The 25,679-nt window shown below is 36.1% G+C and carries 24 protein-coding genes, 1 tRNA gene and 1 rRNA gene; all 26 read right to left on the bottom strand.

Going from position 1 to position 25,679, the window contains the following annotated elements; all coding sequences use genetic code 11:
* Positions 1-9: 9 nt before the first annotated feature.
* Entirely contained in the window at positions 10-306 is a 297-nt protein-coding gene (locus SBH76_RS11220; protein WP_317977870.1) for a type II toxin-antitoxin system RelE/ParE family toxin, read from the bottom strand.
* Positions 307-586: 280 nt separating this feature from the next.
* Entirely contained in the window at positions 587-3,529 is a 2,943-nt protein-coding gene (locus SBH76_RS11225) for a TOTE conflict system archaeo-eukaryotic primase domain-containing protein (RefSeq protein ID WP_317977871.1), read from the bottom strand.
* Entirely contained in the window at positions 3,526-3,837 is a 312-nt protein-coding gene (locus SBH76_RS11230; RefSeq protein WP_317977872.1) for a type II toxin-antitoxin system RelB/DinJ family antitoxin, read from the bottom strand. Before SBH76_RS11230 ends, SBH76_RS11225 begins: the two co-directional genes overlap by 4 nt.
* Before the next feature lie 171 nt (positions 3,838-4,008).
* Complete coding sequence (locus SBH76_RS11235) at positions 4,009-5,271, bottom strand: Gfo/Idh/MocA family protein (RefSeq protein ID WP_317977873.1); 1,263 nt, start codon at positions 5,269-5,271, stop codon at positions 4,009-4,011.
* A gap of 94 nt (positions 5,272-5,365) precedes the next feature.
* Positions 5,366-6,673 (bottom strand): alpha-L-fucosidase, encoded by a 1,308-nt coding sequence (locus tag SBH76_RS11240; RefSeq protein WP_317977874.1) that lies wholly within the window; start codon positions 6,671-6,673, stop codon positions 5,366-5,368.
* 13 nt (positions 6,674-6,686) lie between these two features.
* Positions 6,687-7,541 (bottom strand): carbohydrate ABC transporter permease, encoded by an 855-nt coding sequence (locus tag SBH76_RS11245; RefSeq protein ID WP_317977875.1) that lies wholly within the window; start codon positions 7,539-7,541, stop codon positions 6,687-6,689.
* A 15-nt stretch (positions 7,542-7,556) separates the two neighbouring features.
* A complete protein-coding gene (locus tag SBH76_RS11250; RefSeq protein WP_315049430.1) occupies positions 7,557-8,486 on the bottom strand; it encodes a carbohydrate ABC transporter permease in 930 nt (309 codons plus the stop codon).
* A 111-nt stretch (positions 8,487-8,597) separates the two neighbouring features.
* Complete coding sequence (locus SBH76_RS11255; protein ID WP_317977876.1) at positions 8,598-9,908, bottom strand: ABC transporter substrate-binding protein; 1,311 nt, start codon at positions 9,906-9,908, stop codon at positions 8,598-8,600.
* Between the two features lie 176 nt (positions 9,909-10,084).
* Positions 10,085-11,338, bottom strand: coding sequence for an extracellular solute-binding protein (locus SBH76_RS11260; RefSeq protein WP_317977877.1), 1,254 nt, complete (start codon positions 11,336-11,338; stop codon positions 10,085-10,087).
* Entirely contained in the window at positions 11,328-12,074 is a 747-nt protein-coding gene (locus SBH76_RS11265; protein ID WP_317977878.1) for a response regulator transcription factor, read from the bottom strand. The genes SBH76_RS11260 and SBH76_RS11265 overlap by 11 nt, the downstream gene beginning before the upstream one ends.
* Entirely contained in the window at positions 12,049-13,641 is a 1,593-nt protein-coding gene (locus SBH76_RS11270) for a sensor histidine kinase (RefSeq protein ID WP_317977879.1), read from the bottom strand. The genes SBH76_RS11265 and SBH76_RS11270 overlap by 26 nt, the downstream gene beginning before the upstream one ends.
* A gap of 458 nt (positions 13,642-14,099) precedes the next feature.
* A complete protein-coding gene (gene lysS / locus SBH76_RS11275) occupies positions 14,100-16,040 on the bottom strand; it encodes a lysine--tRNA ligase (RefSeq protein ID WP_317977880.1) in 1,941 nt (646 codons plus the stop codon).
* Positions 16,041-16,049: 9 nt separating this feature from the next.
* Complete coding sequence (gene greA / locus SBH76_RS11280; protein WP_317977881.1) at positions 16,050-16,532, bottom strand: transcription elongation factor GreA; 483 nt, start codon at positions 16,530-16,532, stop codon at positions 16,050-16,052.
* A 474-nt stretch (positions 16,533-17,006) separates the two neighbouring features.
* On the bottom strand, positions 17,007-17,435 hold the full coding sequence (locus SBH76_RS11285) for a flavodoxin (RefSeq protein ID WP_034215529.1): 429 nt from the start codon (positions 17,433-17,435) through the stop codon (positions 17,007-17,009).
* Positions 17,436-17,481: 46 nt separating this feature from the next.
* Positions 17,482-18,063, bottom strand: a complete 582-nt coding sequence (locus SBH76_RS11290) for a DUF3793 family protein (RefSeq protein ID WP_007594085.1) — start codon at positions 18,061-18,063, stop codon at positions 17,482-17,484.
* Positions 18,064-18,162: 99 nt separating this feature from the next.
* A complete protein-coding gene (locus tag SBH76_RS11295) occupies positions 18,163-18,813 on the bottom strand; it encodes an RluA family pseudouridine synthase (protein ID WP_317977882.1) in 651 nt (216 codons plus the stop codon).
* Positions 18,791-19,126, bottom strand: a complete 336-nt coding sequence (locus SBH76_RS11300) for a GIY-YIG nuclease family protein (protein WP_007594099.1) — start codon at positions 19,124-19,126, stop codon at positions 18,791-18,793. The genes SBH76_RS11295 and SBH76_RS11300 overlap by 23 nt, the downstream gene beginning before the upstream one ends.
* Positions 19,126-19,830: a serine O-acetyltransferase gene (cysE, locus tag SBH76_RS11305; protein WP_007594101.1), complete on the bottom strand. Its 705-nt coding sequence runs from the start codon at positions 19,828-19,830 to the stop codon at positions 19,126-19,128. The genes SBH76_RS11300 and cysE overlap by 1 nt, the downstream gene beginning before the upstream one ends.
* A gap of 33 nt (positions 19,831-19,863) precedes the next feature.
* Positions 19,864-20,661: an HAD-IIB family hydrolase gene (locus SBH76_RS11310; RefSeq protein WP_290651710.1), complete on the bottom strand. Its 798-nt coding sequence runs from the start codon at positions 20,659-20,661 to the stop codon at positions 19,864-19,866.
* Positions 20,661-21,890: a trigger factor gene (gene tig, locus SBH76_RS11315; RefSeq protein ID WP_317977883.1), complete on the bottom strand. Its 1,230-nt coding sequence runs from the start codon at positions 21,888-21,890 to the stop codon at positions 20,661-20,663. The genes SBH76_RS11310 and tig overlap by 1 nt, the downstream gene beginning before the upstream one ends.
* Positions 21,891-21,920: 30 nt before the next feature.
* On the bottom strand, positions 21,921-23,315 hold the full coding sequence (locus tag SBH76_RS11320; protein WP_317977884.1) for an aminopeptidase: 1,395 nt from the start codon (positions 23,313-23,315) through the stop codon (positions 21,921-21,923).
* Between the two features lie 12 nt (positions 23,316-23,327).
* Positions 23,328-24,026, bottom strand: coding sequence for a S1 RNA-binding domain-containing protein (locus SBH76_RS11325; RefSeq protein WP_009662151.1), 699 nt, complete (start codon positions 24,024-24,026; stop codon positions 23,328-23,330).
* Positions 24,027-24,240: 214 nt separating this feature from the next.
* A complete protein-coding gene (gene rbr, locus SBH76_RS11330) occupies positions 24,241-24,777 on the bottom strand; it encodes a rubrerythrin (protein ID WP_111526062.1) in 537 nt (178 codons plus the stop codon).
* Positions 24,778-24,847: 70 nt separating this feature from the next.
* On the bottom strand, positions 24,848-25,264 hold the full coding sequence (locus SBH76_RS11335) for a Fur family transcriptional regulator (protein WP_315049428.1): 417 nt from the start codon (positions 25,262-25,264) through the stop codon (positions 24,848-24,850).
* Between the two features lie 201 nt (positions 25,265-25,465).
* Positions 25,466-25,538 (bottom strand) — tRNA-Gly (locus tag SBH76_RS11340).
* 54 nt (positions 25,539-25,592) lie between these two features.
* Positions 25,593-25,679: ribosomal RNA gene (locus SBH76_RS11345) — 23S ribosomal RNA — on the bottom strand; the annotation flags it as partial.

The following is a 25,679-nucleotide window of genomic DNA, read 5'->3' on the forward strand; positions in this document are numbered from 1 at the left end:
TATTAACCATCAATGATAGTCAACAATTTCCAAAATATTTGCTATTTGAATTTCATTACCAATTTTCTCAAATACCAATCTGTATGGATGAACCAAGTCCACTGCATATTGTCCTTTCCTATTCTGCTTAAGTGCATGACATCGCCCGATATGAAACTGTATCATTATCTCAACCGTGTCTACAGCACAAATTTCATCTATACGCTGATGTATTTTATCTGCCATTTCTCGACCATAGGTTCTCTCCGCTGTTTTGGCATCCGTACAAATCCTTTCAATTTTCTTATTCTTGTAAGTAATATCCAAAGCATTGCCTCTCTTATATATTTACCTTTGAGGTAAATTTATATTAGCATGAATATAAATTTTTGTCAAATTTTAAATTAACCTCTGAGGTTCATTTTATATATCTTTATTTTTAATTTTCTTTTTGCAACTTTCCATACATGTAAACTACACCAATTTATCTTTACTGCAAATATTAGCTTTCCAACATACGACTTATAATAAATTTTATTTGTTTATACCATTGGCATTATCTACAAATATTCGAAAACAACGAATTGATACCGTTAGTTTGAAACTGCTAATTTCCAAAGAATAATTCCAACAGCTCCTCCGCTACAACAGCAGATTTTATCCTTATCAAATTATCCCACACATCTTCCTTACCTAAAAGATTCATACCACCATGCCATACCAGTTCTTCATCCATGACTGCAAAATGTTCATCTACATCATCTTTAATAATAACCTGTATTCCTGATGCTTCCATCTGATTAATCATTTCATGATAATCATTAATGCTTCCAAAGCTCATTTTTTCAGGATCAATTGTTATCACGATTATCTTACATCCTGATTCCACCTGATGTTTTGTAATATAAATTATTCTATCAATTCTCTCTTGAACAATATGTGGGCTTGAAATAATTATTCTCTTTTCTGCCTCGACAATATCCTGTTCGAAGATATCAATATAGTTCCCTGAATCATAAATTGCATTTGCAACTTGTTTATCTAATGTCCTATTCGAAATTAGAGAATATCCTAAACGCTTATAAGTTCTTAGACGTTTTGAATACATTTTCTCGAAAACTTTTAAATGAGCATCTATATAATCATAAACAACTACATACTTCTTACCTTCATAATTTCTATGTAATCTCCCAACATACTGCTCTAATCTTCCATCAAATGAAACCGGTGATGCCAACATCAATGTATCTAATCTCGGAAAATCAAATCCTTCACCAATCTTCTGCCCGGTAGCTATCAAAATAATTGATTTTTCATTTAGAATTTTCTTTAAATTTTTCCTAATTTCAGAGTTCTCACTATCACTATTATCACCATAGAGCAAAAACACATAGTCCGCTGCACCTGACAGAATATCAAATAAATTCTTTGCATGCTCCTTATATCTTGTAAGAATAAGCGGAGTTCTTCCATCGGCAATTACCTGCCTTGTATCATTTACAATCATTTCATTTCTTATTTTATTGTTACTTATTAAAGTATAAGCAGCACTAATATCATTCCCGGTTTCATTTGTATCAATAACCCTTGTAAATCTTGGATATACATAATATCCGATCCCCTGTTCTTTCGCACGTTCTTTTGCAGTATAACTATGCCTTATCGGACCTAATAACATATATACTATTTTTTCAAGATTATCCCCACGCTTTGGTGTTGCTGAAACTCCATAAACGTATCTTGAATTTACTCTCTCCATTACTTCTATCGATGTATTAGATCCACAATGGTGACATTCGTCCATAATTACCAGTCCATAAGAATTAATAAAATCATTGAATTTTCCCTTACTATACATTGACCCAATCATAGCAACATCAACAATTCCTGTAAGTGTGTTCTTATTACCTGTTAATACTCCAATCACACTATCCCTTCGTTTTTCTTTACCTGTCTTTGTTTTATAAATTGGTGGTTTCTCTTTTATAATTAAAAACTTATTTAATTCTTCCACCCACTGTTCAATCAAATCTTTGCTATGAAGGAGAATCAATGTATTTACTTTTCTTTGCGATATCAAATAACTACAGACCACTGTTTTTCCAAATGCAGTAGTTGCACTAAGCACTCCATGATCATACTGTAACATTCTATCCGCCGCCAAATCCTGCTCTGTACGCAAATCTCCATTAAAAAATACTCTTATAGGTCTTCCAATTTCTCTTTGATCACTAATCTCGTACTCAATACAGACTTCTTTACACTTATTTATAAGTTGCTCTCTAAGCCCCCTTGGAATACGAATATATCCGTCAATATCCTTTCCCATATAAACAGCACTAAAATTATAATAATTTGAATATCCTAAACGCCTATTCTTATAAAAGATAGGATTATCAAATGCCGCCAAGCTTCTTATTTGATTCTGTATCCTTGGCATAAGATTCAATGCATCTACATATACCCCATCGCCAAGAATAATATGCATTTTACCTACAACATCAGATTTATTAAATACTTGTTTCTTGTTCCAGGGTTTAGGTCTACATTCCATATCATTCGGTACAACGCCTGTTGCTTCAGTGATCTCAGCCTTCCATTTTTTCATAAAAGTCACAATCTCTTCCATAGACAACTTCATTGTATGGTTTAATAAAATATCCCACTGATCAGGATAGGCATTCCAATTACTATCAATAAAGGCACTATTTCCATTTTTTAATGCCTGTCCCTGCAATGGCAGAGCAATAAGATTTCCTATACTGTTTGCATTATCCTGACATGGATACATTCTGTCATAATATTGGAATGACTTCATATTAATTAAAGATTGACCTCTATCCAACAAAATGTAACCGAAGTTGCGTGCTAATAAAGCAGGAATAGGCTTTTTAAAAAATATCCACACATGTGCTCCTTGCCCGGACCTTGAGCGTTCTACCAGCGGAGTGATTCCATTTTTTTCACAAATAAAACGCAGGACTTCCACCTCCTTATGCCAGTCTTTAGTCACATTTGCAAAATCTGTTTCTTCTGCACCCTTTTCATGATTATCAAAGTCAAATACTATAAACCTGCATGTACCATCCTGTAATAATGGATATACGCCTATAACATCCGATCCATCATCTTTATACCCCAGCAAGTGCTCCACTATTTTTTTAGCAGTAAGTTTAGTCCAGCTTGTGTTCTTACAATCTTCACAATGTATTTTCTCCCCTTGCTGTTTGGGACAAAGTCTATCATTCCAGCGATTATCACATTGAGGAAAATATCCACCCTTTTTCCCTCTCTTGGCATACACATCTGTTCTTCCCCAGAACATTGCAAAGTACCTATTTGCCATTTCTTCAGTAATATACTTTCTGATAATTCTTCCGCCTTGATCCGTGTCAAACTCAGATGTATCTTCTATCTTTTCCTCAAATATACAACTTTCCGAATATGCTATATTCGCTTTCTTTAATTTTTTCTTTAGCAAAGTATTCTCTGCTTGTAACTCCCTTACCAATTTACGAAGTGAGTCAAGGTTTTCCGCTTCAATACTCATCTATTACCAAATTCCCGTTTGATTTCCGCTTCAACATCATCTGCAGAATATACTCTGCCAGCCTTAATATCTTCCATTCCTTTCTCTATTTCTGTATTAAACTGTTCTTTTGTAAGAGAGCCATATGCAACCGGCTCTTCATAATCCGGAAGTTTTATTTCAAAAGGAATCCCTCTCTGTAATACAATCTGTCTCAGAAACATTCCTACTGCATTAGACATCGGTATACCGAGCCTGTCAAGCACCTGCTCCGCCTGTTCTTTTACTTCAGGCTCTACACGTGCAAATACATTTGCTGTTCTTGCCATAAATATCACCTCCTATTTTTCTTCATTATATCTCTTTTGATTGCTAAATGCAATCTAATCGCAAGCTATTTTCATAAGATAACCGCCAGATATATAACACAAGGATCAAAATCCCATCAAAGAGATTTCCACCCTTTATTATCATAGAAGAATCTTATTTATAAACCATATTCATTCAGCATTTGTCCTTGCGTACTGTTTGAAATTAATCACTGCCTCATTTACTCTTGATTCCTCTGCCGCAAGAGCCATTAAGTGACTTTCCACAGAAATATCAGCATTTGTTTTTCCCTTTTTACCTTCTCCCACCATTCTGACAAAATCCTTCATCATACTCATATCACTTCCGCTATGTCCCTTTGTTGGAGTATGCAATTTTATAATTTCTTTTGTACCACTTACAAACTCTGTTACTTCAATTATTCCGGCTTCCATATCTCCTTTTATTTCACCTTTGGTTCCCATCAAGCGAATTCTTCTCGCACATTGATTTGTAAATGCCGTCATCAAAAATGATGCTGTTACCTGATTTTCAAATTCGATTTCTACTGTCTGATGATCTACAACCGTATTGTCTGAATGAAAAACACATCTTCCATACGGACCTGTCTTCAATGCATCCAGTATATGTTCTGAATCTGCATAGTCGGTAACAGCATATACAAGACCATCCTCTACCGCTTTTGAATGCTCCAAATAAAATCTTGGTGCATAGAACGGACATTCATTACGGTGACTGCATCCATCCATACAATATTCCGGAGCTCCCTCAGGTGCATTTTCCTCTGAAAAATATGTTAATCTGCCAAAAGAATTTATCTTATTACAAGAGCTGTCTGCAAGCCATAGTAAAATATCCATATCATGACAACATTTTTGCAAAATCATTGGACTTGACTCTTTTTCGTTTCTCCAATTTCCTCTGACAAAGCTATGAGCATGATGCCAATATCCTACTTCTTCAATATGCTGTATTGTCATTAATTGACCTATCTTTTTTTCATCTAATAAAGATTTTATCTTAGAAAAAAAGGGGGAATAACGTAGAACATGACATACCGATAAAATCCTGTCATATTGTTTTGCCATCATCCCCATTTTTATTATTTCCTCTTTATCGGGTGACATTGGTTTTTCACATAGTACATGGTATCCTTTTTCCAGCGCCATCACCACCGGTTCATAATGCATCCTGTCCTGAGTACATATCATTGCACAGTCTGCTATTTTATCTCTTTTTAATATTTCTTTATATGATTCAAACTGCATTCCCTGTGGAATATTATGTTTTTTTGAAAAGGCTTCTCTCCTATCCGGATCCGGTTCTGCAACAGCTACTACCTTAAATTCATTTGGATGATCCAATGCATATTGAGAATACACATATCCACCTCTTAATCCTGCTCCTATTAAGATACATGTTACCTGTTTCATCTCTTTCCTCCATTTTTACGTGAAAGTATCTTGTTTTAAGTCAAGATACTTTCTCCATTAAATATTTTTAATTTTGGCTAACTATAACTGCCTATTATTCTTTTAATTCAATTTTAAGTACGGTATCTTTGTCATCAGGTAACGGATATGTAAATACAGGATCTTCTCCAAATGAAACAAATGCAATATCAGGATAAAGAGCGGTATTCCACGCTTCTCCACGTCTCACCTCACTTCCATCTGCCAAATAAGTTATTTTGTCCAATTTGTCCGGTGCAATTCCGTACAAAGGCAATGCTCCCAATGGAGTTTCATACACATGCGCATAGACTGTATTCCCCTTCTGTGTATATCTTCCCCAATCCGGTTTTTCCAACTCTGATATACCGCATCCATATATACTTTCTTTATTTTTACTCATCCATTTTCCCAAATCCGTTAGAATATTTATACTTTCCTGTGGGATATTTCCCTTCGCATCAGGTCCCACGTTCAAAATCATATTTCCACCTTTGCTTACGCATTCTACGAGCTTTCTTACGAGCATCTGTGGAGTTTTGTACTGATGATCAAATTTACAATACCCCCAATGATTATTCATTGTTGCACAAAGTTCCCATGGTATAGGTTCACCTTTTTCATCGCATACTCCGTTTGGAGGTATAATCTGTTCCGGACTTGCAAAATCACCACTGTAAATTAGCGGATGTTCTGTTGCAATACTTCCATGGCTTTCTCCTGAACCCTCTAATCGATTATCAATAATTACATCCGGCTGATATGAACGTACCATTTTTATTAATTCTGTTGCTTTCCATTTTTCTCCTGTCATGTCATCATAAGAGAAATCAAACCAAAGAAGATCCAGTTTTCCATATCCTGTCACGAGTTCTTTCACCTGTCCATGCATGTACTCCAAATAGCGTTCAAAATCTATTTCTTCATTTTCATAATCCTTATTGTTTCTCATTGGATGCTGACGATCTCTGTATTTTGGGAAGTCCGGATGATGCCAATCAATAATTGAAAAATATAAACCTACTCTCAAACCTTCTTCTCTGCAGGCATCTACAAACTCTCTTACAAGATCTCTGCCTGCTTTCGTATTTGTTGCCTTATAGTCTGTAAGTTTGGAATCAAACAGACAAAAACCGTCATGATGCTTGGCTGTCAACACTGCATACTTCATTCCGGCTTCTTTTGCAAGTTTAACCCATTTTTTCGGATCATAATCTACCGGATCGAACTGTTCAAAATATGTCCTATACTCTTCAACTGTCATTTCCTTCTGTGACATTACCCACTCTCCACATGCAGGAATAGAATATAGTCCCCAATGTATAAACATTCCGAATCTGGCATCCATAAACCATTTTGTTCTTTCTCTAATCTCTTTATTCATTAATCTTAATCTCCTATCCTTTTACTGCTCCACCTGATAGTGCTTCCAAAAAGAACTTACTGAAAATACAATACAATACCACCGGTGGAAGAATAATTACTACCATTGCAGAAAACAAACCATTGTAGTTTGTATTAAATGATGTCGTAAAAGTAGAAAGTAATGCCGGAACAGTCAACTTTTCTCTTGTAATCAGTACAAGTGACGCCCAATAGTATTCGTTCCAGTTATTCAAAAATGCCAGTACTGCCGCTGTCATAATTCCCGGTCTTGCAATTGGAAAAATAACCATCAGCCATGTTTTAAAATACCCGCATCCGTCAATTCTGGCTGCTTCTTCCAACTCTCTCGGAATATTATTGTAATAATTTTTAATGACAAAAAAACTTACCGCTATTCCACTGCATGAATAAATCAGAATCAATGCCGCCCTTGTATCATACAAGTGAAGATTATTGATCAAATTGTATACAGGATATGTCAAGGCTGTTGCGGGAATAAACATTGTTGAGTACAGTAAAATATTTACCAATGCTTTGCCTCTGAATTCCATTCTTGCTACTACATATGCAGACATGGATATCATAACTACACTTATTAATACAGAAATTCCCGCTACAAATAAACTGTTACCAAAATATCTAAAAACATGAAGGTCTCGGAATGTAGAAATATAGCCGTCTATACAAATAGAATCCGGAAGTTGAAATCCCGGTCTTGCCATAGGATCCTTTTTCAAACTTGAAAGCACAAGCCAAATCAATGGAACTAATGATACTGTTAATGCCCATATAAGGCATAAATATGTAAAAATCTTTGTTCCAATCGGCATATCTTTAACTGTTTTTTCTTGTTTAAATTTTTTCAATGTCCTTACTCCTCTCTAATGTTTTTCTTTTTTAGGTGACAAACTGTATACAAAGCTAACTACAAGAATGATGACCATTCCTGCCAGTATCTGTATCATTGCAACTGCATTTGCTCTTCCAAACTGAGTTCTCGGACTCGTAATAGCAAGTTCACGTATCACATAGCTTATACTATAAGTTCCTGCCGCTCCCTTCGTTAAAAAATAAACTTCATTATAGAGAAGGAATCCTGATGTTGCTGCAAGGACTGATACTGTTTTTAGTGTTCCTTTAATCATTGGAATTGTAATATGCAGGTCCTGTTTTAAACCACTTGCTCCATCCAGCATGGCAGCTTCTCTTATCTCCTCCGGTACAGCCATAATATTACCAAGAATCATTAAAGTCGTAGTACCTGTAAAGAATATATAGGCACATGTCATAGCAACAAATGCAGGTCCTTTTAATAAGAGTATGCTGTCAGAAAAGTTTTTATTAAACAAACGAATTATAGGATTGATAATTCCATAAGACGGATTGTATAATTGTAAAAAAATCACACCCATAGCAGCTGTTGATATCATATTCGGAATAATATAAACAATCCTTACAAATTTTATTCCTTTTACATTTCTGGATAAGGCTAAAGCAATTAATGTCGCAATCGGAATTTGTACAACTGCACCTACTATCGCCCATTTTGTTGAGTTTTTAAGTGCCTCCCAGAAAAATGGGTACTTGTTAAAAATATAATCATAATTATTCCACAAATCATTCCATCCAAAAAATTCAGGACTTGTAATGTTGGTATAATCCCACTTACAAAATGATGTTACAAATACTGTAATAATCGGATATAAATAGAACACACAAAAAACAAAAAGTGTTGGTGCCAAAAACGCAATAATAAACCCTGTTCTCCTTATACCTAATTTACTTTTTTTCTTTTTAGGTCTGTTTACCATCTCCAATTTCCTACCTCCTATTATAAAAGCCCCACAATAATGTTTTCTCATTAATTAAAAACGGGAAGGGACTGCTCCCCTCCCTTTTTATGTAGTCTTTTTTCAGATAACTTAACCTATCAATGCAAGCAATTCTTTCTTAAGAGATTCGAATCTCGTATCCACATCAGTTCCTGATACTGCACATTCCATTAAAGCATTTATAATTGCCTTATCAACATCAGGTCCCCATGTATAATTCATATCAATCACAACTGTATCTGCTGAATTAACCTCTGAGCATGCTTTTGCAAGTTTAATTGTTGCCGCATCACCACTCTTCTGGGCTAATGCATTAAGATCTACAGTTGTATTACAAGGATTAGCCTGTACTTCTGTAAATATCTTTTCCTGTACCTCTTTGCTTGTCATATACTTGATAAATTCAAGAGCCAATTTTGTTTTTTCATCGCTCATCTTATTGGAAACAGCAAGTCCGCCACCTGCTGATGCAATAGCTATATTACCCGGGAACAATGAAGGTTCGATAGAATCAACAAGTGATGCGTCTATTCCACTTGCATTCCATACACCGTTAAACAAAACACCTACCTTGCCATTTGTGTTGAATTCAGCCATTAAATTTCCATTATCATCTGTTGTATGATCGGATCCGTTTGCCTGATCCAATTTTGCCGCTGTCTTAAATGCATTTGCAAACTCATCCGAGTTAATTATTTCTTCTGTAAGTTCAGATTCCAACATCTTCTTTCCATTTTCTGTTGAAGCCATTATGCTGTTTACTATATAACTTGATCCCTGACCACCGATATAGCCATAGGTTCCATCATCCAAAGCTGATATTTTTGTCATTGCTTCTCCAAAAGAATTCCAATCTTTCAATGCATCTACAGATACCCCTGCCTTTTCAAAAATTGAGGAATTATACCAAAGCCCACGACTCTCAATCTGATCATGTACTGCATATATATGTCCGTCCATATCATGCTGTGTATAATTAAGCCCCACAGCATCCTGAAGTTTATTTTCATCAATATACGGTTTCAAATCATATACGAGGTTCTGTGAAATTGCTGACTGAGGAACTCCGGCTCCACCAACATCAACCATGTCCGGAAAAGATCCACCTGCAACCTTTGCGCTAACAATATCATCTCTGTTTTCTACAGGAATAGGTTTAAATGTCACTGTTCCATCTGAATGTGCCTTTGCAAATTCGTCGTAAATATCACGCATTACCTGTGCTGCAGCCCATTCACTTTTATCCTGATAATATCCGTGATAAAACTCAAGTACATTTTCATCGCTTACTACTGCCTTTTTGTCTTCATCTGTTTTTACCGAGTTACTGCCTCCACATCCGGCAAGAACAGATACGCCCATTGCGGCAACCAATAATACACTCACTAATTTTCTTTTCATACCATCCTCCTTATTTTGTATTTAATGTTTTTCGGTATTTTATGCTTTTATTTTATTATCTTCTTTGTATATTTTAAATGAAGTAAATTTACTTAATCGTGTATTATCTTTACATATAAACAAAAAGAACATGTAAAATATTTACTATGACAGCAATATTTTACATGTTCTTTTAATCATCTGATTCTTTTATCTATATTATCCACCAACTCCTGCTTATCCATCTCATTTGTCAACACTTTAAAAATATTATCTGTAAAGTATTCTTTTTGTGATGCCGACCAAACATTATCAGGTATCTCAATTTTTCTTTCTGCATCCAGCACCAATGTTGATGCCTGATACATTCGTTTTTTTTCATTCTTATACTTTTCCAAAGAAATATTTGGATTCGCCGGAAATTGCTCTGTTCGTTCCAATATTTGCGTCTGTACCTTTTTACTGAGAATATATTTCAAAAACCTTACAGAAGCATCCTCTCGCTCTTTACTGCCACTCTTTCCCAGCACATACCCCAAACTTGCCGATTCACAGGACATCGATATCCCGTCGTTAGTGGGCAATAATGCATATTTTGCATGTATTTTTTCTGAAATCATAGGTGCTCCCCATACACCATTCACATAAATAGCAATTCTACCTTCATTAAAAAGTCTTGTTTCATCTCTATAGCTATACGATGTATTTTCAAATTTTGAAAAATGATAAATACTTTCCATCTTTTTTAAGGTGTCTACAAAATCCTCATCACTAATTTCACTTACGGAATCTTTCTCACTAAATAACATATGATCAATAAAGTATAGATAACCTTCTGCAGACGGCCTTAACGGCTTTACTTCAGTACTCTCTTCTTTCGACCATTCATTGATTCGATTGCACATATCAATAAATTCATTCCATGTCTCCGGTAGTTGCTTAATTCCGGCTTTTTCTAGAATTTCTTCATTATACCAATATCCACCGCTCAAAGAAAGTACATCAACTACCGTATAAAGATCACCTGCTCCCGTTGTCCAATATTTTTTATTTGTTTCAGAAACATCTCTGTCAAATTCCGAATCTTCTTCTAAATATGGTTGAATATCCAATGCCATATTATTTTCGACCATAAAATTATATATGCTGTTTTCTCCCATTCCGCTAAAGGCAATTATATCCGGAGTATCTCCCACCATAATCATATCCTCAACTTTGCGTAATGTTTCATTTCTTGTCGGCATAGAAATCAATCTAAGGTTAATATCCGGATTCTCATTTTGAAACTGTCCATATATTTGTCTCATTGCAACATGATCAGTTTCTGTTCCACCCCATGAATGTATTACAGTGATTGTTACTTTTTTCTTCTCTTTTTCACAACTGCTTAACATGCAACAGATTAGCAGTATCCACATTAATAAAAGAAGCTTTTTTACCTTATTCTTCATTTCCTTCCTGCCTTCTGTATTCTTTTGGTGACAGACCTGTAATTTTTTTAAACATCTTTGAAAAATAGCTGGCATCTTCTACACCCACCAATTCTGAGATTTCATAAGTTCTCTTATCTGTATTTATCAAATAATCTTTTGCCGCTTCTATACGTAGATTAAGAATTGTATCAAATAAGTTTTTTCCCTTCTTCAACTTATATACTCTACTCAAGTAACTGCTGTTAATATGTAAGTCCTCTGCAATATCATCCAGTAATAATTTTTTTTTATAATTCTGTTCTATATAATGATCTATCTGTTGTATTAATGATAGCTGCTCCAATAGGTCTTTTTCATTTTTTTCTATCTCTCTTTTCAACTGATTTAGATTTCCTATAGCCTTTTCAATTGCATCCGGAAGTTCATCCATGATGGAAACCTTTAAAACATAATCACATATACTATATTTAATTGCAGTTTTTGCATATGAAAAATCCGAATATGCAGTCAGTATAATAACTTGAGTTTCCGGATATGTTTCATATAAATATTTACATACATCCATACCATTTACTTCCGGCATTTGAATATCGGTAATTACAATATCCGGTTCTTCCTCTTCTATTTTATTTATTAACTCTTGCCCGTCATCAACAACATCTATCAGAACACAATCCATTTTTTCCCAATTTATTAATTTTTTCAGCGCTTCTCTAATGTATGCTTCATCATCTGCCGCTACTACTTTCCACATAATTTATGCCTCTTTCTACCGGAATTATAATTTCAATCTTAGTTCCCTTGCCTTTTTCACTCCATATTTTGAATTCATAATTATCCCCATACAATATCTGAAGCATTCTCTTTGCGTTCTCAAATCCCGTATGTGTATGCTCCACTTTATATGGCTCATCCTGAGTATTTACTCCAATTTCCTTTTCTCCCATACCCACTCCATTATCTTCTACACAAATATGAAGCATTGAACTTCTATTTTCTTTTTCTGTAAATTCTTCATATAGTCTAACAACAATACTGCCTTTTTCTTTTTGTGGCTCTAAGCCATGAGATACCGCATTCTCAACCAGTGGTTCTATCAACAATCTTGGAATCATATCTTCATATATTCTGTCATCTTCCACATAAATATCATAAGACAACTTTTCCTGATACCTTTCTTTCTGTAAAAGAAGATAAAATTTAACAATATCTAATTCCTCTTTTACTTTGATCTTTATTTCTTTTTCACGAAAGATCTTCCCTTGCATTAGCTTTGAAAAGGCATTCAAGCTTTGATACAGTTCCTCGTTTCCAGCCATCTTTGCCTTAAGACTAAGCATTGCCAATATGTTAAATTGAAAATGCGGATTTATCTGTGATTGAAGATATTTCACTTTGGATTGGGTTGCTATTAATTGCTTTTCATATACTTCTGTAATCAAATATTCTATCCTGTCTGCCATCTCATTAAACACAGTTCCTATATCATGAAATTCCTGAATGGATGAATCCTCTATTCTTGCATTAAGTTCCTGCTTACCAAATGCCTGTATACTTGAAATCATTTTTGTGACAGGCTTCGTAAATCGATAACTGACTCCATATGCCACAATAAATGTAAGTGCCAGAACTATTCCCAATCCGATCAAAAAAATAATCAATGTGGGACGAAGTATTGAAAAAATATTACTTTGATCTACCGTTGTAATTAATCTAATGTCAAAACCGCAGACATCTGCATATCCTATAACTTTCTCTCCCCCAATATTTCGCCTTCCCGACCAAACTGCTTCTGTTTTACTTAGTTTATACATTCTTTCTGCTTTTTCCTCCGGAAAAAGCAGAAAATCATTACCTGATAAAAGCATCCATGAACCGGCTTTATAATTATTTACATTTTCAAATACAGCATCTATTGCTTCCAAACTAATTTGAGCTATACCGATTCCTTTTTCTTCCATTTCGTCATCATAAATTCTAAAAAGTACATTCAGATTCTCTTTATCTGTTACCGAAGCATATCTATTACCATCTGCTTTAAACCATCTTTGCATACTTCGGTATTTGTTTTCTTCTTCCATTTCAAAAGCCAGTGTTGTGGCATAATAATGCTCATTAATACATTGATCATTATTATTAAACAAATATAAACTTGTAACAAAAGGAAGTTGTTGATTTACTCTATTTCTATCTGCAAATAACTCCATACTGTACGAAAGTTGTTCTTCTACCACTTTTCTATCAAATCCATTATTTTCAAAGAAATCATCCAGTAATATGTTATGTCGAATAGATATTGCTCCATCTGCTATAAACTGCATGTGAGACTGATACTGTTGAGTTGTACTTTTTAAAACGTACTCTATGTCTTCTTGCGTTTTTTGAAAAAAGAATGAAAAGAACACATAAAGAATAGCAAGTACAGCTGATAACAGAGTACATGCGGATGTTCGTAACATGAGACTTGTCATTTCTTTTCTAAGAGTATACTTCTTTTTTACTTTTACTTTCCGCCACATAAACTTCACCATACTATCCCAAAAAGTTATTTTTTCTACTTTTAGTATTTTTAGTTTAACACACGCATACTGCTCAGTCGAGATTTTTTATCAAATGACGTTATCTCTTAATTTTAGAATGATAGAAACCATATCCCATTTCTACCGATAATATATACGACTTGACTAAAGATATAATTATAAAATCACACTAAAAAAGGATGGAAGTATCCTCCCATCCGCTTCATTTATACATTTTTATTTAATCATATTTTCTTTAATTAGTACAGCTTAGCTCCTGCCGGTATATGATTGTCTACCATTATAAGGTGAAGCTCTTCACCTTCGCCCTCTTTGAGCTCATTTACAGCGCTCAAGAGCATACCGCATGATTCAATTCCCATCATTGCTCTTGGAGGAAGGTTTGTTATAGCTATCAGTGTCTTTCCGACAAGCTCCTCAGGCTCATAGAACTCATGAATGCCTGAAAGAATTGTTCTGTCCTTTCCTGTTCCGTCATCAAGAGTAAACTGTAAAAGTTTCTTACTCTTTGGAACTGCAACACAGTTCTTTACCTTTACCGCTCTGAAGTCTGATTTTGAGAATGTCTCAAAGTCTACACTCTCTTCAAAGAGTGGCTCTATCTTTACATTTGAGAAATCTATCTTCCCATTTGGTGTAAAGAAACCTGTATTTGAATCTGAAGTCTCTTCATTCCCTGCATTAGTCGGCTTATCCAGGCTCTTCATTGTGGGGAAGAGCAATACATCTCTTATTGCCGGTGAGTTTGTAAGCAACATAACAAGTCTGTCGATACCGTATCCTATACCTCCTGTAGGTGGCATACCTATCTCAAGAGCATTTAAGAAGTCTTCATCTGTATGATTTGCTTCCTCGTCTCCTGCTGCAAATGCTTCTTCCTGTGCCTGAAATCTCTCTCTTTGGTCGATAGGATCGTTAAGCTCAGAGTACGCATTTGCCATCTCTCTACCGTAGATAAAGAGCTCAAATCTTTCTACATATCTTGGATCGCTTGGCTTTTTCTTTGTAAGTGGTGAAACCTCTATAGGATGATCCATTACAAATGTAGGCTGTATAAGTTTCTCCTCTACAAACTCCTCAAAGAAGAGATTGATGATATCGCCTCTTGAGTGACGCTCTTCAAACTCAATACCTTTTTCCTTTGCAAGTGCCTTTGCTTCCTCTGTTGTCTCTATCTGTTCAAAGTCAATTCCTGAGTATTTCTTTATAGCCTCAACCATTGTAATTCTCTCAAAAGGCTTTCCAAGATCTATCATTGCCTCGGCATAAGGTATTGTAGTAGTACCGCAAACTTTCTCTGCCAAGTATCTGAACATATTTTCAGTAAGATCCATCATACCGTGATAATCTGTATATGCCTGGTAAAGCTCCATAAGTGTAAACTCAGGGTTATGTCTTGTATCAACACCCTCATTTCTAAACACTCTACCTATTTCATATACTCTCTCAAGTCCACCTACAATAAGTCTCTTAAGGTAAAGCTCAAGTGAAATACGAAGTTTTACATCTTCATTTAAAGCATTGAAATGTGTATTGAAAGGTCTTGCGGCCGCACCGCCTGCATTGCTTACAAGCATAGGGGTCTCAACTTCCATGAATCCCTGACCGTCAAGGAACTTTCTGATCTCTGTTATTATTTTTGATCTCTTTATAAATGTGTCTTTAACATCCTCATTCATTATAAGATCCACATATCTTTGACGATATCTTGTATCTGTATCTGTAAGTCCATGGAATTTCTCAGGAAGCGGCTTTAAGCTCTTTGAAAGCAACTCTACCTTTGTAGCGTGCAAGCTTATCTCACCTGTCTGTGTCTTGAAAACTTCACCTGTAACACCTACGATATCACCGATATCAAGCTTCTTGAATGCCTTGTATTCGTCCTCTCCTACAGAATCTCTTGCTACATATGCCTGTATTCTTCCCTTTAAATCCTGTACATGACAAAATGACGCCTTACCCATGACACGCTTTGACATAAGTCTACCTGCAATCTTGACACTTTTTCCGTCTAATTCCTCGAAGTTGTCCTTTATATCTGCACTATGCTTTTCTACATCATACTTTGTGATAAAGAAAGGGTCGTTGTTTGCCGCCTGTAACTCTGCAAGTTTGTCTCTTCTTGCCTTTAAAATATGATTCAGGTCCTCTGTTGTCATTGGTTCATTGCTATTTGCCATATTTCCTCCTTAAGATACTCTTTGTATTCCTAATACCATATATTCCGAAACACCTGCCTGTGTTTCTACAACTGCTGTTTCTCCGATTTTTTTACCAAGCAATGCCTTACCGAGTGGTGATTCGTTGCTTATCTTACCTGCAAGTGAGTCTGCTTCTGTAGAACCTACAATCTTAAAATCAAGCTCATCGTCAAATTCTTTATCAAGAATCTTAACTTTGCATCCGATACCTATTGTATCCAGATCAACTTCATCTTCCACAACAACTTCCGCATTCTTTAAAAGATTCTCAAGTTGCTCTATTCTTGCTTCTATATCTCTTTGCTCATCCTTAGCGGCATCATATTCTGCATTCTCTGAAAGATCGCCCTGCTCTCTTGCCTCTTTTATCTTTTCAGCAATTTCTTTTCTCTTATTTACCTTTAAATCCTGTAACTCTTCCTCTAAGTTCTTAAGTCCCTCATAAGTTAATATATGCTTTTTTTCTGCCATATTTCCTCCATTTTGACTTCTATTTCACTCTTACAAAGTAAAACTGTCCTTTATTTTTCATTTTGAAGTCAAAACTTCAACTTCAATCCAACTTTAAGATTAGAAAAAAACCACTATACCGGCGTATGTGGCGAATTCAATACTTAATCTAACTAGTTCCGTGAGATTATACTATGACATACCGTTTATGTCAAGCGAAAACACTTTAATTGAAGGCAATAAATTTATACTATGATATATTTTACCAAAGAAAAAGACAGGCTTGCTCAAGGCCTGTCTTTTAAGTAAGAGGAAATTTCAATATGTGTAACACTGTATATTATCAAATAAGGTTGCTCAAGTCTTACTTGATAGTATATGATAGTTCTCACCACCATATTGTTTGTGTAATGACTTTCACCACTACACTATATATTATGACAGCTTTCACTGTCATATCTTAAATTAGGTTGTCCTAATGTAAGACCAAAAAAATTAAAATGCAGCTAACTGCTTTCCAGCCGCTTCCAATGCAGCTTTTGCATCATCATCAGGCTCAAGGTTTGCTATAATGCCTTCTCCACCGATAATATTTGCTCCGGCATTTTGCATGCGCTCAACCCATAATCTCATCCACTCTCCATCGCCCCAGTCGTATGAACCGAATAAAAGAATGTTTTTACCTGACACCTTACCTTCTATCTCTGATACAAAGCTCTCAACTGACTCATCAAGCTCCTCAGCTCCCATTGCAGGACATCCGATAGCAAATGCAGGCTGTGCAAGTAATTCATCTACATTAACACTGTCTACAAATACAAGCTCAGGTGTTCCGCCTGCCGCCTTTACTCCTTCAGCTATCACATTTGCCATAGCTTCTGTGTTTCCTGTTGAACTCCAATAAACGATAATTGCTTTTTCCATATTTTTACTCCTTAAAAGAATATTTTTATAGGCATATAAATCATTATCAACAAGCTATATTCTCAAGCCTGTTTCCGGCTAAGAACTCGTCAATAGCAATCTCTCTAGCCTCATCATAGCTTAAAAACTTTTCCCTGGTCTCTTCCAAGTTGCCATATATTTTCCAATACCCGCTATGTAGATACCTCTCTCCTTTGTTTTCAAGGAAGCCCTTTATATCACATATAGGATATCCTAAAAATACTCCCACCTCATGAGGAAACTCTTTAATTTTATTATAAAAACCGTTCATCCTCTGATGCAGTCTGATAAGATTTGATATGAAATCATCTCTCCTATATCCAAACCCTCTTAAATAGTCACTAACCTCTGATCTTTTAAGATACTCTTCAAGTTCTTTTGCTCTGTATATCAAAACCAAATGTCTCTTCTTACAAGTGCAAAGAATCATCAAGCTGATACTTGTTTTCCTTAGTTTCTCACTTATTATGGCTAACTCTTTGTCATTTAAAAAGAGCATCCCGGAAATTCTTTTCCCCTTCAATACTGCCGCATTTTGAATGATGAGTCTCAGCTCCACACTGTCATCACTGCTTGATGCAAGCCTTTTTACTATATCAACGGGCATACCTACCTCCGTTTTCTTTATTCTTAAAGAAAATTTATTTACCTTGGTTAGTACTCCCTAACTTTATCATTTTATATGTTCTTTGTCAATACTTTTTTTTCAAAAATCCGCATTAATTTTATAATTTAATTCCATGCCTGTTTTAGGGTGCTTAAAGCTTAAGTTTACAGCCGCCAAAGAGAGTACTTTATCCTCATCCGCCTTAACATTTGTAAGTCTTTTATTATACTTGTGATCCCCATACAGCGGAAAACCGTGACTTGCACATTGAAGTCTTATCTGATGATGTCTTCCGGTTATAAGATTTATTCTAAGTCTTGTAATATATCTGTCGTCCTTCTTATACGACTCCAGTACTTTATACTTTAATACAGCTTCTTTAGCTCCTGCAGTACTCTTTTCAACAACTTTACTTACATTGTTATCAAGTTTCTTTATAAAGTCTATAAGCTCTCCTTCATCACTCTCAGGAAGTCCGTCTACCAAAGCTTCATAGGTCTTTTCTATATTCTTTTTTCTAAGCTCATTGCAAAGGATTTCTGTGGCTTTTTTATTCTTACCGTATACCATTATTCCGTATACCGGCTTATCCAATCTATGTATCACTCCTACATAGGCGTCTTTTCCCATATGCTTTTTTAACAGACTGACCATATCCTCTTCAAAACTGTTACTGGATTGACTCGATATTCCCCTTGGCTTTACTGTCACTATTACATCTTTATCTTCATACAATATCTTCAGATTCATCTATCAACATTTCCTTTTCAAGCTTTGTTAACTGCTTTATTTCATATTCTCTTTGCATTGCCGCAACTTTATCTGCATATACCTCAAAATATACCAATTCCACGGGCAATTTTGCTCTGGTATATTTAGCACCTTTTCCGGCATTATGAGCCTTGATTCTTTTTGGTATATCGGATGTCCATCCGCAATATAAACTGTTATCATTGCAGCGCAAAAGATATACAAATGCTTTTTCTTCTAAAAAAGCAGACAAATCGAAAGTCGAATAACCGACTCCCAATCGTCTGCTTACTGTATTTAATTCTGCTTTCATTAGATTACCCAATCGGCAAACTCTGTGGTATCTCTACCGTCTTCCAGACAGCTTGTATCAATACCGTTTTGATTCAGCAGTTCTTCCATTTTTCTTATTCTCTCATTCATTATATCTATGGTCTCGGCAAGCTTTGAAATATCCGCATTTACCTGTGCCAGTTTATGCTTCTTTTCAACAACCTGACCGTTTAATCTTACAGGCTTTGCGGGAATACCCACAGCTGTAGAATCACTTTCAAGAGGTTTTAATAAAACCGAATTTGCTCCTATTGATGCATTGTCTCCAACCTCAAATGATCCCAGTATTTTCGCACCGGCACCGACCATTACATTCTTTCCAAGTGTAGGATGTCTTTTCCCCTTGGCGGTTCCTACACCTCCGAGAGTCACTCCTTGATACAGTGTACAGTTGTCACCAACTACCGCTGTTTCTCCGATTACAATACCTGCACCATGATCTATAAGTACTCCGCTGCCTATTTCAGCCCCCGGATGTATCTCTATCATTGTAAAAAATCTTGAAATCTGTGATATCCATCTTGCTATAAAAAACATATGCTTTTTATAGAACCAATGTGCAATTCTATGCATAATCAATGCATGTACGCCTTGATATAAAAATAAAACTTCAAACGCACTTCTGGCTGCCGGATCCCTATCCTTTACAGCCTGTACATCTTTCCAAACATCTTTGAAAAACATAATCTCTCCAAATACTAATGTCAATGAAAGTAACTATATAAGTTCAAGCTCTTTCATTGATAAATATATCCCATCTTCTGATACTTTTTTTGCAAAGTATGTAGCATATTCTTCCAATGCGGTATCATGCTCCCCAAGAAGTATTCTGTTCCCGGCTCCGCATGTAAACATCGGCAAATCATTCATACTATCCCCAAATACATAAGCATCTTCCAATGCTATATTGTAATAATCCAGCACTTGAAGTACAGCTTTTCCCTTTGAACAAGGATATGGCACACATTCATAAAATCCTGCGCCTCGATCTATTATATCAAAATCATCGCATTCAGCAAAAAATGATTTCAGATCACTCCTTGAAAATCTCGGATCATCTATAATACAGAATTTATCAAAGTCATAATCATCCTTTTCAAATTCTCCCACAGACGGTTCTATAGTGGAACATATCGCATCAAATATATTCTCTGTAATCTCAGGATATACAAAAGGTTTGGCAGGAAAATAAATTCCCTGCCTCGCCTCAAGCATACCTTCAACATTAAATTTCTTTAACAGCTTTTTTATTTCAATGCCTCTGTTATGATCTATCCTCTTCTCAAAGATGGTCTTGTCTCCGACAACTATCTGTGTTCCACATCCACAAATATAACCGTCCATATTAAATCTGTTTTTAATATTTCCTATTATACATTCTACTCTTCCGGTATTTATAAATGTCAAATGTCCGGCAGCTCTCGCTTCTTCTATGGCTTTTAATGCGGATTTCGGCACCTGTTTGGTATCATTGTCAATCAAGGTACCATCTATATCAAAGAACAGTGCTTTCATTACTGTGCCGCCTCACTGCCTTCAGCAGCTGCACTCTCGGAAGCTTCGCTTTCTCCCTCAGCTGTAGTCTCTTCATTTGCACCTTCAGCGCTTGCGCCCTCTTCACTGCCCATAGTCTCACCGTTGATGTTTACTGTAACATCTGTTCTCTTGGCATTGTCAAGGATAAAGTTTACAACTTTATATGTCTTGGCTGTTTCTTCAACATCATCTTTACCATACTGCTGTATAAGCTCATCTTTTGTCAAAGAACCGCCGTTTAAATCTACAACTACCTGGTAATCCTCATCTGTAAGAGACATTTTCTCTTTCTTATAGATTTCTCTTGTGACAATAACCTGCTTAACATAGCTTTCAGCCTGATTTCTGATCTGTGTTTTGAGTTCATCCGCACTCATGCCGTAAGCTGAAGCATACTGATCAAGGTCCATACCGTACTGTGTGATCATATTATCGATAGGCTTATAGATATTATTATATTCAAAATCAATAGCCTCATCCTTCATTTCAAATTTTGAATCTGCAATTACGGTAGCAATCGCATTGTACTGATCCTGTGACTTTGCGCTCTTGCTTCTTTGTTCCTCAAGTTTTGCCTTCACGGCAGCTCTAAACTCATCTACTGTTTTCTGCTCACCGTTCGTATGCTTATTTACCCACTCATCTGTAAGAGTTGCAGGAGATGACACTGATATTGAATTTATCTTCACATCAAATACCACTGCGGCTCCGGCTAAATCGGCATTATTATAATCCTTAGGGAATGTAAGATCAAGTTTTACATCTTCTCCGATGCTGTGACCTATAAGTCCTGCCTCAAATCCTTCGATAAAGCTGTTGCTTCCGATTACCAAATTATAACCTGTTGCAGATCCTCCGTCAAAGGCAACTCCGTCCTTTGTTCCGGTGTAGTCTATATTTACCGTATCACCTTCCTGTACGGCTCTGTCTGTTACTTCAACCACATCTGGATCTTGCGTTAATTCAGTATTTATCTGTGCTTCCACATCCTGATCACTTACACTTGTATCGATATTAGGTATTTCAACACCGACATACTTTCCAAGCTCGGCTGTACCGTAATCACTTGGTCTTTTAACATCTGCATTTGCCTTTGATTCTCCCTCTGCTGTTGTCTGAGTCTCAGTAGTATCTTTTTTTTGTATACCACATGCACTCATTGTAGCTACAACAACCATTCCTATCAAAGCTAACTTTTTTAATTTCATAAATAAAAACCTCTCACCCTGCACCTGACATTATAAATAAAACGCCTTAAATGCAAGATATGTATTATATAAATCTAATTTTGATATCACCTCATATGGTGAATGCATAGAGATTACGGGAACTCCCAAATCTACTACATCTATATTCATCATTGCGACATACTGAGCAATGGTACCGCCACCACCAACGTCAAGGGCGCCCAATTCTCCTATCTGCCAATGTACATTGTTTTCTTCCATTATTGATATAACTTTATTCATAAACTCTGCACTTGCATCTGATGAAGAAGACTTTCCTCTTGAACCTGTATACTTTGTAAGTACACAACCTCTGTTCAGATATGATGAGTTGTTAGGTTCAAACACATCAGGGAAAGTAGGATCAAATGCGGCATTTACATCTGATGAAAGACATGATGATTTTTCACACACTTCTTTTACATCAGCGCCGAATCCCTGTGACAAATACTCTATATAATCATACACAAAGTGAGAATGAAGTCCTGTATTTCCTGCTGAACCTATCTCCTCTTTGTCTGCAAGTATTGTAAGTGTTGTATACTTCGGATTCTTTGCTTCAATCTCCGCTATAAGCGCAGGATAAGCACAGACTCTGTCATCATGACCGTATCCTCCTACAAGTGAACGATCAAGGCCAATATCTCTTGCCTTTGTCGCAGGGACAAATTCTATCTCCGCTCTTGCAAAATCTCTCTCTGTAACACCGTACATATTATTTAATATTTCAAGTGTCTTAAGCTTTACAGCCTCTTTTACATCATCGGTATCATCAAACGGCAATGTTCCGAGGAAAATATTTAATTCCTCACCTTTGATACCTTCCGACAGTTTTCTTTGATCTTGTTTGCTTGAAAGATGAGGAAGCAAATCACTTATATAAAATACCGGATCCTCTTCTTTTTCACCAAGATTTATCTCAACAAAACTGCCGTCTTTTCTAAATATAACACCATGCATTGAAAGCGGTATGGTTGCCCACTGATACTTTCTTATTCCACCATAGTAATGAGTTTTGAAATATGATATCTCACTCTTTTCATAGAGCGGATTAGGCCTGAGATCAAGTCTTGGAGAATCAATATGTGCTCCGTTAATCCTTAAACCTTCAGTGATAGGCTCACTACCTATTGTAGATGCAAGTATTGCTTTTTTTCTGTTTACTTTATATACCTTATCCCCGGCTTTATAGCTCTTTTTAGGGTCAAAGACTGTATATCCGTTTGCCTCAAGTAAGCTGACAGCTTCTTTTACCACTTCTCTCTCGGTCTTTGACTTATCTAAAAATTTCTTATAGCCTTCAGCAAACTCCTGAGCTTTTGAAATTTGCTCAGGAGACACTTTTGCTATATGAGGATATTCAAATGAAAGTTCTTTTTGCAGAGCTTTTGCTTTACTTTCTGCCATACGAACACTCCTTTAGTCTAATTTAATATCCTTTAATAATCCTGCCAAAGATGTAGATGCAACTCCCTTTTCTACATATTTAAAGCCCTTTGAAGGATCCTTAGGTTCTACATTCTCCTCAAGTGCTTTCTTTGAAAGTGAAATCTTACCATCTTTAATACCTGTTACTTTAACCTTTACAGTCTCACCCTCTTTAAGTACTGCAGCAGGGTTCTTTACTCTCTGGTTTGAAATCTGTGATACATGGAGTAATCCTGAGATTCCGTCTCCAAGATCGATGAAAGCACCGTAATCCTTGATTGAATCAACCTTACCCTCAAGTACATCTCCAACCTTAACGCTGTCAAGCTTAGCCTGTCTCTCCTTCTTAGCCTCTTCCTTCTCAATTGCTCTGTGGCTAAGAACAAGTTTCTTCTTAGCAGGTTCAGATGTAATTACTACAACTTCAAGGCTCTTACCGAGGAACTCGTCAAGATTCTCTACATACTGTGTAGATAGCTGACTTGCAGGAATAAATGCTCTTACTTCCTCTAAGAAAGCGATACATCCGCCCTTAACAACCTCTGTAATTTTAACCTTTGCAACTGTCTTCTCAGCTAACATTTTTTCAAAGACATCCCACTTTCCTGCATCCGGATCTTCTTTTGTATCCATAGTTTTATATGATTCTTCAAGCTCCTTCTCAAAATCCTTCATTGTCTCTTCTGCCATGTTGACCTCCAAAATATTTTATTTCGTTTTAATAACAGCAATTTTACCTTGCTTGCTTTCTTTCATAAAACAATAGATATTATTATATCACATCTTTACTGCATTTGACTATAGCTGCAGCAAATATTAAAAAGCTCCCCGATTGAGCTGTCGGGGAGTATATATCTAATTTAAGATTTTACAATATTGTGAAGATGTTTCGTAAACCCAAATATTAATAGTTTACAGTCATTCTCTCAAAGTATGCCTGTGGATGAGCACATACAGGACATACTGTAGGAGCGTCAGCACCCTCGTGGATATATCCACAGTTACGGCACTTCCATCCAAGAGGAGCGTCTCCCTTGAAAGTTCCATCATTCTTTAAATGCTCAAGAAGCTGAAGATATCTCTTCTCGTGGCTTGCCTCAACCTTTGCTACAAGCTCAAACTTCTTTGCAAGAGCCTCAAATCCTTCTTCTCTTGCTTCTCTTGCCATACGAGCATACATATCTGTCCACTCAAAGTTCTCACCTGCTGCCGCATCTACAAGGTTCTCCTCAGGTGTTCCGATTCCGTGGAACTCCTTAAACCACATCTTTGCATGCTCTTTCTCCTGCTCTGCTGTCTCAAGGTAAAGAGCTGCCATCTGCTCATATCCTGCCTTCTTAGCTACTGAAGCGTAATATGTATACTTATTTCTAGCCTGTGACTCACCTGCAAATGCATCCATTAAGTTCTTCTCTGTTTTTGTTCCTGCGTACTTTGACATAAAAATTTCCTCCTAATAAATATCAAAATTACTATATTGATATGAAATGCCGACTTAAAAGATTCAAAGGCTAAACAGCCTTTTTTGAATCCATATAAATCATTTTTTGATAGCATTCCCTACAATAGCCATAAAAAATAAGTGAATGATTTTCTACCACTCCAATATCATCATGCACTGCCTTGTCATTTAAATCTTTTGCGATATCGGCCGGCAAGTCAATGAGCTTTGAACATGCTTTACATGAAAAATGATAATGTTCATTGGTATTATAATCATACCTTTCGATTCCGTTTTGAGCGGAAATCTTGTTTATACGACCAAGCTCGGCGAGCAAGCCAAGATTTCGATAAACAGTACCTAAGCTAATCTTAGGATCATCTTTTCGTAGTGACTGAAAGAGCATATCAGCTGTAGGATGATCGACTCTAGACTTCAAATTGTCCAAGATAGCCTCCCTTTGTCTACTGTATTTTAGATCCTTCATGTATATCCCTTTCTAAAAATAAGAATCATTACTATTTAAGTATAGCACCTAATATTATATTGTCAAGAAAAATATCCTATTATATATAATGTATGCATTTTTATACATATTCATGTATTCCATTTTTCAAAAGGGTAGCAAATCTTTCAGTAGCTACCATATACAAAATAAAAAAGAAGCCTTAAACAAGACTTCTTTCAGAGCGCGAGACGGGACTCGAACCCGCGACCCCGACCTTGGCAAGGTCGTACTCCACCAACTGAGCCACTCGCGCATATACTTTCAAAACTGCCTACCAAATTCCGAGTATTATAAATTTCTATCCTTCTTGGTTAAACCCTCGACCTATTAGTAACCATCAACTTAATACATTACTGTACTTACATCTTGGCCCTATCTACCTCGTAGTCTTCAA

This window comes from Lachnoanaerobaculum sanguinis, from assembly GCF_033242365.1.
Lineage (GTDB): Bacteria > Bacillota > Clostridia > Lachnospirales > Lachnospiraceae > Lachnoanaerobaculum > Lachnoanaerobaculum sanguinis.

What these genes read in the sequence shown, in the direction of transcription:
- SBH76_RS11225 (WP_317977871.1), bottom strand. Translation starts at nt 3,529, where the DNA reads ATGAGTATTGAAGCGGAAAACCTTGACTCACTTCGTAAATTGGTAAGG.
- SBH76_RS11230 (WP_317977872.1), bottom strand. Translation starts at nt 3,837, where the DNA reads ATGGCAAGAACAGCAAATGTATTTGCACGTGTAGAGCCTGAAGTAAAA.
- SBH76_RS11235 (WP_317977873.1), bottom strand. Translation starts at nt 5,271, where the DNA reads ATGAAACAGGTAACATGTATCTTAATAGGAGCAGGATTAAGAGGTGGA.
- SBH76_RS11240 (WP_317977874.1), bottom strand. Translation starts at nt 6,673, where the DNA reads ATGAATAAAGAGATTAGAGAAAGAACAAAATGGTTTATGGATGCCAGA.
- SBH76_RS11250 (WP_315049430.1), bottom strand. Translation starts at nt 8,486, where the DNA reads ATGGTAAACAGACCTAAAAAGAAAAAAAGTAAATTAGGTATAAGGAGA.
- SBH76_RS11255 (WP_317977876.1), bottom strand. Translation starts at nt 9,908, where the DNA reads ATGAAAAGAAAATTAGTGAGTGTATTATTGGTTGCCGCAATGGGCGTA.
- SBH76_RS11260 (WP_317977877.1), bottom strand. Translation starts at nt 11,338, where the DNA reads ATGAAGAATAAGGTAAAAAAGCTTCTTTTATTAATGTGGATACTGCTA.
- SBH76_RS11265 (WP_317977878.1), bottom strand. Translation starts at nt 12,074, where the DNA reads ATGTGGAAAGTAGTAGCGGCAGATGATGAAGCATACATTAGAGAAGCG.
- SBH76_RS11270 (WP_317977879.1), bottom strand. Translation starts at nt 13,641, where the DNA reads ATGCAGTTTATAGCAGATGGAGCAATATCTATTCGACATAACATATTA.
- lysS (WP_317977880.1), bottom strand. Translation starts at nt 16,040, where the DNA reads ATGGCAAATAGCAATGAACCAATGACAACAGAGGACCTGAATCATATT.
- greA (WP_317977881.1), bottom strand. Translation starts at nt 16,532, where the DNA reads ATGGCAGAAAAAAAGCATATATTAACTTATGAGGGACTTAAGAACTTA.
- SBH76_RS11285 (WP_034215529.1), bottom strand. Translation starts at nt 17,435, where the DNA reads ATGGAAAAAGCAATTATCGTTTATTGGAGTTCAACAGGAAACACAGAA.
- SBH76_RS11290 (WP_007594085.1), bottom strand. Translation starts at nt 18,063, where the DNA reads ATGCCCGTTGATATAGTAAAAAGGCTTGCATCAAGCAGTGATGACAGT.
- SBH76_RS11295 (WP_317977882.1), bottom strand. Translation starts at nt 18,813, where the DNA reads ATGAATCTGAAGATATTGTATGAAGATAAAGATGTAATAGTGACAGTA.
- SBH76_RS11300 (WP_007594099.1), bottom strand. Translation starts at nt 19,126, where the DNA reads ATGAAAGCAGAATTAAATACAGTAAGCAGACGATTGGGAGTCGGTTAT.
- cysE (WP_007594101.1), bottom strand. Translation starts at nt 19,830, where the DNA reads ATGTTTTTCAAAGATGTTTGGAAAGATGTACAGGCTGTAAAGGATAGG.
- SBH76_RS11310 (WP_290651710.1), bottom strand. Translation starts at nt 20,661, where the DNA reads ATGAAAGCACTGTTCTTTGATATAGATGGTACCTTGATTGACAATGAT.
- tig (WP_317977883.1), bottom strand. Translation starts at nt 21,890, where the DNA reads ATGAAATTAAAAAAGTTAGCTTTGATAGGAATGGTTGTTGTAGCTACA.
- SBH76_RS11320 (WP_317977884.1), bottom strand. Translation starts at nt 23,315, where the DNA reads ATGGCAGAAAGTAAAGCAAAAGCTCTGCAAAAAGAACTTTCATTTGAA.
- SBH76_RS11325 (WP_009662151.1), bottom strand. Translation starts at nt 24,026, where the DNA reads ATGGCAGAAGAGACAATGAAGGATTTTGAGAAGGAGCTTGAAGAATCA.
- rbr (WP_111526062.1), bottom strand. Translation starts at nt 24,777, where the DNA reads ATGTCAAAGTACGCAGGAACAAAAACAGAGAAGAACTTAATGGATGCA.
- SBH76_RS11335 (WP_315049428.1), bottom strand. Translation starts at nt 25,264, where the DNA reads ATGAAGGATCTAAAATACAGTAGACAAAGGGAGGCTATCTTGGACAAT.